The sequence below is a fragment of the Agrobacterium pusense genome (assembly GCF_900102105.1).
GTDB classification, from domain to species: domain Bacteria; phylum Pseudomonadota; class Alphaproteobacteria; order Rhizobiales; family Rhizobiaceae; genus Agrobacterium; species Agrobacterium pusense.
Genome location: NZ_FNBB01000007.1, coordinates 234,967 through 243,339, shown reverse-complemented (window position 1 = coordinate 243,339; position 8,373 = coordinate 234,967). Strand labels below are relative to the sequence as shown.

9 protein-coding genes, 2 tRNA genes and 1 pseudogene are annotated in these 8,373 nt (G+C 54.4%); 4 read left to right on the top strand and 8 right to left on the bottom strand.

Annotated features, from left to right (window positions below):
* Positions 1-375 precede the first annotated feature (375 nt).
* From BLU28_RS17250 to BLU28_RS17240, 3 genes are all read right to left on the bottom strand, one after another.
* The gene (locus tag BLU28_RS17250) at positions 376-1,239 is read right to left on the bottom strand and encodes a serine protease family protein (RefSeq protein ID WP_139190407.1); all 864 of its coding nucleotides are present in this window, start codon (positions 1,237-1,239) and stop codon (positions 376-378) included.
* A 28-nt stretch (positions 1,240-1,267) separates the two neighbouring features.
* Positions 1,268-2,584, bottom strand: coding sequence for a tyrosine-type recombinase/integrase (locus tag BLU28_RS17245; protein WP_077987055.1), 1,317 nt, complete (start codon positions 2,582-2,584; stop codon positions 1,268-1,270).
* Between the two features lie 157 nt (positions 2,585-2,741).
* A tRNA-Asn gene (locus BLU28_RS17240) sits at positions 2,742-2,816 on the bottom strand.
* A gap of 176 nt (positions 2,817-2,992) precedes the next feature.
* Here BLU28_RS17240 and BLU28_RS17235 point away from each other — a divergent pair.
* Positions 2,993-3,271, top strand: coding sequence for a hypothetical protein (locus BLU28_RS17235; RefSeq protein ID WP_077987056.1), 279 nt, complete (start codon positions 2,993-2,995; stop codon positions 3,269-3,271).
* A 5-nt stretch (positions 3,272-3,276) separates the two neighbouring features.
* Here BLU28_RS17235 and BLU28_RS17230 read toward each other — a convergent pair whose 3' ends face one another.
* Positions 3,277-3,921, bottom strand: a complete 645-nt coding sequence (locus BLU28_RS17230; RefSeq protein ID WP_035207821.1) for an exopolysaccharide biosynthesis protein — start codon at positions 3,919-3,921, stop codon at positions 3,277-3,279.
* A 512-nt stretch (positions 3,922-4,433) separates the two neighbouring features.
* On the opposite strand from BLU28_RS17230, the gene BLU28_RS17225 reads away from it, so the two are divergent.
* A complete protein-coding gene (locus BLU28_RS17225; protein WP_004441250.1) occupies positions 4,434-5,021 on the top strand; it encodes a YqaA family protein in 588 nt (195 codons plus the stop codon).
* A 138-nt stretch (positions 5,022-5,159) separates the two neighbouring features.
* Positions 5,160-5,714 (top strand): dual specificity protein phosphatase family protein, encoded by a 555-nt coding sequence (locus BLU28_RS17220; RefSeq protein ID WP_006697968.1) that lies wholly within the window; start codon positions 5,160-5,162, stop codon positions 5,712-5,714.
* A 192-nt stretch (positions 5,715-5,906) separates the two neighbouring features.
* Here BLU28_RS17220 and BLU28_RS17215 read toward each other — a convergent pair whose 3' ends face one another.
* The 3 genes from BLU28_RS17215 to BLU28_RS17205 form a co-directional block, all read right to left on the bottom strand.
* Positions 5,907-6,110 (bottom strand): hypothetical protein, encoded by a 204-nt coding sequence (locus BLU28_RS17215; protein ID WP_004441254.1) that lies wholly within the window; start codon positions 6,108-6,110, stop codon positions 5,907-5,909.
* Positions 6,111-6,320: 210 nt separating this feature from the next.
* On the bottom strand, positions 6,321-6,581 hold the full coding sequence (locus tag BLU28_RS17210; RefSeq protein ID WP_037089037.1) for a hypothetical protein: 261 nt from the start codon (positions 6,579-6,581) through the stop codon (positions 6,321-6,323).
* Positions 6,582-6,719: 138 nt separating this feature from the next.
* Positions 6,720-6,796: transfer RNA gene (locus tag BLU28_RS17205), tRNA-Pro, on the bottom strand.
* A gap of 230 nt (positions 6,797-7,026) precedes the next feature.
* On the opposite strand from BLU28_RS17205, the gene BLU28_RS17200 reads away from it, so the two are divergent.
* Positions 7,027-7,563 carry a DUF1269 domain-containing protein gene (locus tag BLU28_RS17200; protein WP_004441259.1) on the top strand — a complete coding sequence of 179 codons (537 nt, stop codon included), beginning with the start codon at positions 7,027-7,029 and terminating at the stop codon, positions 7,561-7,563.
* Between the two features lie 63 nt (positions 7,564-7,626).
* On the opposite strand, the pseudogene BLU28_RS17195 reads toward BLU28_RS17200, so the two are convergent.
* A pseudogene (locus BLU28_RS17195) lies at positions 7,627-8,277 on the bottom strand (hypothetical protein).
* Positions 8,278-8,373 lie beyond the last annotated feature (96 nt).

Here is an 8,373-nt window from a genome sequence, read left to right as displayed (position 1 = left end):
TCTGTTCTTCTGTAAAACGATTGCGCTTCATTCCCTGGTCCTCTCATTGGGCCAGACCTTACTTCAAAATGGATTATTTCAACGGGGCAAGGTCATAAGAACCCACGATTAGAGAAACGTAAGACGATTTTAAGCATCAGGCCATTAAGGAGTCTATCGCTGATTTAACCGAAAGGGGCAGGCGGCCGTATCAGCAAGTGGTTATACACAGCGGCAGCTTTCTGTGGATATCATTTTACATTTCAATGTTGGTAAAGCTGGAAATATTGGGTTATTTCAGGCTCCATTTTACAGACTGAGCGATGTCACGCACCTGAAATCATTGCACGTGCGATGGGATTTGTAATCAGGTCGCTTAAGCGCAGATTGCGTTGGCTATAGAGCGGCGCCACATGTCATTTCAATAGCATCCCTTCGCCAGCACAGACCAAGAGCTGCCTCTCCTGCTTTCTCCGGAATTCGCCCGCTGTAAATCCCGATAAATTCTGTCCCTTCTGATCCAAAGAGCGCTACGTCACTCCGGTCCCAAAATCCTGGTTCGGTTTCATCTACGGGTTTGTAAGGGGCGCTCATGTCCCAGCTGCCCTTGAAGCGCGCAAATACCGGTGAGCCCGACATGCCCGGGCGTGTGTAACCATCGAGGAAGAATGCTGGCAAGCGGCGGCCGGATACGTTCACATCGTAATATGGCTCCGACGCTATGAAGGTCGACTTCCAGATGGGAAGTCCAAATCCGGTCGTCAATCCCTGCGGAAATCCAATGACAAAGGCGATTTCGCCCGGCAAGACTGGCACGCGGATGTTGCTAATCATGTTCACGCTGTTGTGCATGAATTCAGGTTCTAGCGCGGGTTTGGTATCGGGTATGACGACGAGGTCGCAACCCTCGCTACCGAGTGTCGGGTGTTCACTCCAAAGTGGATCGAGCATCGCGTATGGCTCAGCGTAAAGTTCAACGCGTCTCTGAGAAATTGAAAACCCCTTGGATGGCAAATCTTCAGCCGTCTGCCACAATGCTGTGTGGACCTCTATCCATAAAGGTCTACGGGCATTCGTATTCAAATTACGCCTTGTAAAAAAGTCTAATCCGGAAACGTTATGCCAGTTTGTGACGATGAACCGCTTTCCGCCGAACATGTAATGAAACGCGGTGCCGGTGGAGATTTGCCCACCGTTGTCGTGCATTGATATCATGAACGGAGCTTGCGAGTAGGTTGACCTTATTCCATTTTCAGGCATTCGATAAGTCCGTTGCTTTTCGCTGTTGTTATTTCACTACCTGTATCGAAAGAAGGAAATCGCGGCGACGCTTCATTTCCGCGCCGTCCCCATATGTCGGCCTACCAAATTCATGCCCCATAAGATCTGCCTGCATTCTGTCCGAAGCCCCCGCATTCTCAATGCGATCCTGAAATGTGTGGCGCAGCGAATATACGGTGTGGCTCTTGGTAGGACGCAACCCGGCATTCCACATGAACTTGTTGATGTTCGCGGACGCGCTGTCAGATTTGTCCTGGTAGAGGGGAAAGCCTTTCGGATGCCGCTGCATTGCCTTCAGCGCGATGCCGACGAGCGGGACGCGACGAACGGAGTAATCAGTCTTGTTTCGACGATCATCACGCTCTGCGACCTCAATATGTGGAACTTCTCCGTGAAGGTGAATATCCTCCGGTCGCAGGTTGCAGACCTCTGTGAGGCGCATGCCTGTCTCAATCATGACGTGGATGATTGCTTGGCCCTCATCATTAAGTCCATCCAACGCACCTTCTGCCAGGATCTTCTCTTTGATCCACGCGAGGGGGAAGGGTGGTCGCTTGCCCAGCTTTGTCGCGTTCGTCTCTTTGATCCGGAGCTTCTCCCACGGCTTGTGAAATTCGGTCTGCAGCGCGTCGTCTATCACCGTTAGCATACCGGCAATGTCGGTGATGCTGCGGTTGGCGCTGTAAGCCTTCAGCTTTTCAGTTTTGATTTTCTGCACCCACCAGTCCCTAAAGCGGATCGTGTCCGCGCGACGGATTGCTGAGAGCTCGATATCGCCGAATACGTCTTTCGCGTAGCGCAGTGCGCGTTCGCGAGACACCTTGTGCTTGCGCAGCTGGTTTGGCGACATGCCGGTCAGGCCTGCTTCATTGTGCTGAGTATAGAGCTTCCAGACGTCGCTGATGCGCGGATTTGGCTCTGGTGCCGTCCCGAGTACGCCGTCTGCGATGGTCGTTGAAATGTCAAAGTTTTGTTCAGCTACTCTAAAGCGGCGCTCCAGCTCAACGATATCTATCTGGGACACGTCGCCAGCAGGCTTATAGGTGAAGCCGAGGGACTGTGCAGCTCGCACAGCTGCCTCGTATTCTTCAATCGCGCCGATCGCGCCTTTTCCCTGGATCAGGGCGCGCCAGTAGGCTTCGGAAGCCTCGTGAATGGACTCGGCTCGCTCAAGTGCCTCTTTATGAATTTTCGTCTTGAGACTTTTCTTCACATGGGCGCGTTTATCGAGGTGCGATACCTCGGTAGGGACACGCCGATAATACCGATAGATGCCGCTCGACGGATCTCTCAGCACATATTTTGAAACATCTTCTGACTTCATTCGTTTACCCGCCTGTAGACGGAAATGTAGCCAAAAAGTATCCGAAATGGCAAGAATAGGAGTTGCTACGCGCGGCGCTGAGAGCGGCGATTAGTTATAAGCGATTGTTTTTGCTTGGTTGTTTTGCGGTATGTTACTTTTCTCTCTGAGAGAAAAGTGGCTCCCCGGGCCGGATTCGAACCGGCGACCTGTCGATTAACAGTCGAATGCTCTACCGCTGAGCTACCAGGGAACGTGCGCTGCTTGGCGCGGTGTGAGCGGGGTAATACAAATGCTTTTCCGATTTGCCAAGCGCTTTTTTCAAAAAAAACGCATTCCTCTTGTTTTATCCCTCCGGAGTCCCGATTTTCCGGGCTTATCGACGCTGAAAAAATTATCCACAGGCCAGATGCTGAAGGGCGGATTGGAATGAAATTCGGAATCGACCACAGAACGGGTCGTCTCAATCTCGGAAAATGGAGCCTTGCCATGCCGCGTTCGCGCGTCGGCAGGATCGCAACGGGTTCGGCGCTGGTCGTGGGCGGTACGCTGGGCTTTTTGCCCATTCTGGGTTTCTGGATGGTTCCCGTCGGCCTTGTCATGCTTTCCCACGACCTGCCGGCTGTTCGTCGCCAGCGGCGAAGGCTGGTGATCTGGTGGGCATCGCGACGGAACCGGCGGGAGCCCCGCGACCGGGACCGACAGTAATCCTGCTACGCCCCGATGGAGCTGCTGATGCCCTGGCCTGCCCAGAAGGCGGCATAGGCGAGTGCAGCGAAATAAATCGTCGTCAGCCCTAGAAAGAGGTAACCGCCCAGCACCGTGACGCCGTCCCGCTGGATCATGCCCGCTGAGAAAAGCAGGATCGCAATGCCCGGCAGGGTGTTGGAAAAGGGAATGAAGCCGAGCGGCATCATCAGAAGCACGCCCGCCGTCATCAGGGCGAGGCCGTTTATCCTGTTGGCGATGACGCCCGTCGTCAGCGCCGGAATGCGTGGACGGATAAAGCGGTCCAGTCTCGATACGATCGCCACACCCTTTTGCAGCGCCGGGACCAGCTTTGCCGTTTCCATCTGCCGGTCGAGAATTTTCGCCGGTAGCCATGGCAGGCGATTCATCGTGATCGCGAGACTGACGAGAATGATTGCGGCGCCGAAAACGGTGCTGACTCCGGGAATGGAAACCGGGATCAAAAAGGGCAGGGAGGCTATGGCGCAGATGAGCAGCAGGCCCTGTTCACCGATCGCTTCCATCAATTCGCGCAATGTGATCGTCTGGCCCTGTAGTTTTCCTATCAGCTTTTCAAGCGTGGTGCTGAGCTTTTCAGACGTATCAGTGAATGCGAATTCGTTCGACATGCCGCTTCCCGGTAGTTGTTCAACTCCAGGATTGATACCATTCCTCCGGCCCGATGCCTATCACAGATGGAAACGGGCCTCTTCACATTTGGTCATGCCGTCCGAAAGATCTAATGCGAAACCCAGTTGCTATAGGCACCTGCAAGAAGAACCACCAGCAGAATGACAAGTATGACCGGATTGATTGATGTAACGAAGTTGACATAGTCCATGATAACTTCCTCCTCTTCCCGCCACCTCTTATTCTACAGCAAAAAGGCGAGTTGATCTACCTAGAGATGAAATTTCGCATCGCAGCAACCAGTCTCCGGTATGGATTGGAATCGTGGGACTTTTTCATTTTCCGCGATGCAAAAATAAATCTTCCAACATTTGCCATTCTCTTGAGTTGTCTCTAATCCTGCTTCGTGACGGGTTTCCGACCCGCCGCCTGCCGTTGATTGACCGGGTGAAATTCCGCCTGTGTCTTGCCTCCGTCTGCCTCCTGACCATTCTTCCCCGGGGACATGAAAATGCTGAAAAACATCTATGCCTGGACGATGGCGCTCGCCGCGCGCAAAACCGCCGTGTGGTGGCTGGCAATCGTGGCTTTCGTGGAAAGCTCCGTTTTCGTTGTTCCTGCCGACGTGCTTTTTTTGCCCATGGTATTGGCGAAGCCGAAAAAAGCGATGTTTTACGCGCTCGTGGCCACGGTCGCCTCGGTTCTGGGCGGCATAGCGGGCTGGTTCCTCGGTCATTATGCGTTTGAGAGCATTGCCCGGCCTATTCTTGAATTTTACGGCAAGCTCGACAGCTTCGAGCATCTGAAGAACTCGGTGGATTATGAAACCATCGTTCTTCTGCTGGTGACATCGGGCCTTGCGCACCTGCCGCCAATCAAGGTGGTTACCATCCTGTCGGGCGCGGCCAATATCAGCCTTGGCCTGTTCATTCTGTCGGCGGTCGTCACGCGCGGCGCGCGCTTTTTCATCCTTGCCGGTTTGCTGCAAAGATACGGTGAATCGGTCCGCCATTTTATCGAAAAACGCCTCGGCGCCATCACGGCCGCGGCGGCGGCGGCACTTATCGCCATCTACGCGGTTTACGTTTTCGTGCGTTGATCGAAAGCAATTTTTCTACTCTTACAATACTGTCGCATAACTTTCAGCCTACTGTCAGAATCCACCTGTATCGGTTCCCCTGTCCAATCAGGGAACCGTTTTATTATGCGAAGATTCTGGAAGTGCTCCTTTGGGGGCATGGGCCTCGTCGTGCTTGCGGCAGGCGGATATCTCTATGCCATTCAACTCCTCGGCAACTTCCACGAGGTGATGGCCGGGCAGCTTTATCGCTCCAACCAGCCGAGCAGCGAGCAACTTGTTCGCTACACCAAGGATCACGGAATAAGGACTGTGATCAATCTGCGCGGGTCAAATGAATCCCAGGCGTGGTACCGGGATGAGGTCGAGACCTCGCGCAAACTCGGATTGAATCATATTGATTTTGGCATGTCCGCGAGCCAGGAGCTCAACATGAGCCAGGTAAACGAGCTGGTCGCGATCATGCGCGACGCGCCGAAACCGATTCTCATTCATTGTAAGGCGGGTGCGGACAGGACGGGCCTCGCGACCGCGCTTTATCTCAGTCGCGTCGCGCGTCTTGGAGAAAAGGAAGCAGAAAGTCAGCTCTCGGTTCGCTATGGCCACATCGGCATTCCCTATCTCTCGCAAACCTATGCCATGGACCGGACCTGGGAAAATGTGGAGGATATGCCGATCACTGACGACTTTGCCATCGCTTCCAATGAATATTGAGCAAGGCTTCGACCGGTCGGGAAGTAACTGATAACGCCCCGTTTCTGAAGCGCCATTGGCTGTAATGCTTCTGTGAATTGTCCACCCGCGCTTCGGCTCTCTGTCGGCAGGGGAAGCTTTTATCGGAGCGTGGAATCTGTTCGACTTGACCGCGTCATGGGTATCGGAGACCAGCTGTGGATAGGGCGATTTCTAATCGCGCTCCATGTCCGGCGTCCACCCGCGCGTATATCCTTTTCCCATGATGGCGACAGCAAGGGACAGCTGCTCCTGCAAATGCTCGATTTCGCCGAGTAGCGCCTCGACGGCCGCCCTTGCATCACCGTCATGACACTGGATGACGTATCCCGCTATGTCGTCAGGCCGTATGGGGGTGATCTTTTTAGCGTCGGACATGGTAGGTGACCTCTCTTTTGTTCACTAAATGTTCTAATTTTAGCAGAGAGTCAACACGGCAATGCACATCGTCGTTTGACGGAGGGCGACGGCATATCGCGCCCGCTTTTTTTGTAGAATTTGCCGGTGAGCACCTAAGCAAAATGGGCCGGTGAGCCTGGGGTCCTAAAGGAGCTTTAACCCAACCCAAGCGCGGCGTCGCCCGATGGGTTAATGGACCGAAGGATCCTCGCTATCCAGAAAGCTGCGAATCCCGTCTTTTTCGCAGGTAGCCAGGAATTCTTCCCATGCGTCTTTGTCGGTTGCGAAAGGTTCGTCCCAGGTGGTGACATCGTCGTGCTCGCTGATAACTTCCAGGGTCCAGTCTTGCTGGGTGCCCGCGGGCCGGTAGATGTCAACAAGGACAGTGATACCCTCGTCTTCAAACTCGCCTGAAAATTCCGAGTGTTCTATTTTCGTTTTTTTTGCCATCTCAGCACACTTCGTTCTCAAGGCTTGAATAAATGCACACCCGAACGGGATGTTTGAAACTTGCGCAAAACGCTCGCTACTGGAGCGCTAAAACAAATATAGCCAGCTCTGGGGGAACTGGCTATCTATCTGATTTAATGGTCGGAGCGGCGGGATTCGAACCCACGACCCCTTGACCCCCAGTCAAGTGCGCTACCGGGCTGCGCTACGCTCCGAACCTGAAAGCCGTTTATATAGAAGCCTGTTAGGGCGCAAGCGGAAAATGGCCTTTTCTAAAAAAAACGAACAAAGGATGTGGACTGCGGGAATGGGATCAATGGAGCACCGCGTTTTGCCGGCTGCGTGGCTGTCAAACACCTGACACATCATCTTTTCATCATGGCCGGAACCTGCCGCGATCTTTAACGTTCATTCGCAGCGGAATTGAAACTCAGGGAGACAAACAATGTCCGAACTTGTCGTTGTCGGTTTTGACGGAACGGAAGAGGCCGACCGGGTCCTTCTGAAGCTTGCGAGCCTGAAGAAGGAGTATCTGGTCGATCTGGAAGATGCCGTTGTCGTGGTTCGCGATGAAAATGGCAAGGTTCATCTGAAGCAGAGCGTCAACCTGACAGCGATCGGTGCAAGTTCCGGATTTCTGTCCGGTGGCCTGTGGGGCGGCCTCGTCGGCCTGCTGTTCCTCAACCCGCTGGCGGGATTTGCGATCGGCGGTGCCATTGGCGCGGGAACGGGCGCGCTTGCGGGCTCGCTGACGGATTACGGCATCGATGACGATTTCATCAAATCCCTGGGCGAGACCATTCCAAACGGGTCGTCGGCTCTTTTCGTATTGATCCGAAAGGTGCAGCCGGAAAAGGTTCTGGCGGAACTGGAAGGGCTGCGCGGCAGGGTTATCAAAACATCGCTCTCGCCGGAGCAGGAAGCCGAACTACAGAAAGCACTTTCGGGCGGGAGCCATCAGCCTGCTACACCGGTTGCCTGAAACGGATAAAAGCAACGCTGCGGCATCATCGATGTCGCAGCGCTTCTGCGTCAGCCGTTGCTGTCAAACGGTGAGTGTGCCGTCCTTAGCCTGCGGCCAGGTGAGATAATAATAACGGCTGCCGACACTGCCAAAAAACGCGTTGTCGCCGGAAATGCCATCGATATAAGCCCCGTTGGCGCCCTTTGCATAGGCCGCTCCATCGCGTTTCAGATGATCCTTCAGGAAGTCGCTCCAGCCCGCCGTTGTGATCGCTGTGGCGGGTTTCGAGGCGGTCTTGGGGTCGTCTGTCACATTTCACGCTTTGATCTTTACGCCGTCCGCCGGGTTGGACACCGTCAGCGTGCCGGCAGCCAATGCTTCCAGCATCGACTTGGCCTGCGCCGCCTTGGCGGGATCCCCGGAAAGTTCTTCGAGCGTCGCTTTCAGATCCTTCATGAAGTCCGCCCGGGTGATGTCCCCGGAAGCGGCCGTCTTGTCCGTATCACCGCTCTCCGCCTCATTGCCCGAGGTTCGTGCATATTGCGCCAGAAGCTGCGTCAGCCGCGTATTGCTGGAAGAGGTGGAGGTGGTGGTGTCGATGCCATAGGAATTGAGCAGCGTCGTCCGTGATGATGTGGAAGTCGCAGCGGAGTTGTCTTCCTGTTCCCTGATGGCCTTGAGGGCCAGTTTGGTGGCGGTGAGACGTGTGGAAAGGTCGATGGAGGAGACCATTGCGCGGGATGTCCATGATCGGACCAGATACGCATCATCCGTACCGGGCCGGCGCGGCGTGAATCTGCGATTCCTGCCATTTGTCCTCTTTCATAA

What these genes read in the sequence shown, in the direction of transcription:
- BLU28_RS17250 (WP_139190407.1), bottom strand. Translation starts at nt 1,239, where the DNA reads ATGCCTGAAAATGGAATAAGGTCAACCTACTCGCAAGCTCCGTTCATG.
- BLU28_RS17245 (WP_077987055.1), bottom strand. Translation starts at nt 2,584, where the DNA reads ATGAAGTCAGAAGATGTTTCAAAATATGTGCTGAGAGATCCGTCGAGC.
- BLU28_RS17235 (WP_077987056.1), top strand. Translation starts at nt 2,993, where the DNA reads ATGAAATTCGGAATCGACCACAGAACGGGTCGTCTCAATCTCGGAAAA.
- BLU28_RS17230 (WP_035207821.1), bottom strand. Translation starts at nt 3,921, where the DNA reads ATGTCGAACGAATTCGCATTCACTGATACGTCTGAAAAGCTCAGCACC.
- BLU28_RS17225 (WP_004441250.1), top strand. Translation starts at nt 4,434, where the DNA reads ATGCTGAAAAACATCTATGCCTGGACGATGGCGCTCGCCGCGCGCAAA.
- BLU28_RS17220 (WP_006697968.1), top strand. Translation starts at nt 5,160, where the DNA reads ATGGGCCTCGTCGTGCTTGCGGCAGGCGGATATCTCTATGCCATTCAA.
- BLU28_RS17215 (WP_004441254.1), bottom strand. Translation starts at nt 6,110, where the DNA reads ATGTCCGACGCTAAAAAGATCACCCCCATACGGCCTGACGACATAGCG.
- BLU28_RS17210 (WP_037089037.1), bottom strand. Translation starts at nt 6,581, where the DNA reads ATGGCAAAAAAAACGAAAATAGAACACTCGGAATTTTCAGGCGAGTTT.
- BLU28_RS17200 (WP_004441259.1), top strand. Translation starts at nt 7,027, where the DNA reads ATGTCCGAACTTGTCGTTGTCGGTTTTGACGGAACGGAAGAGGCCGAC.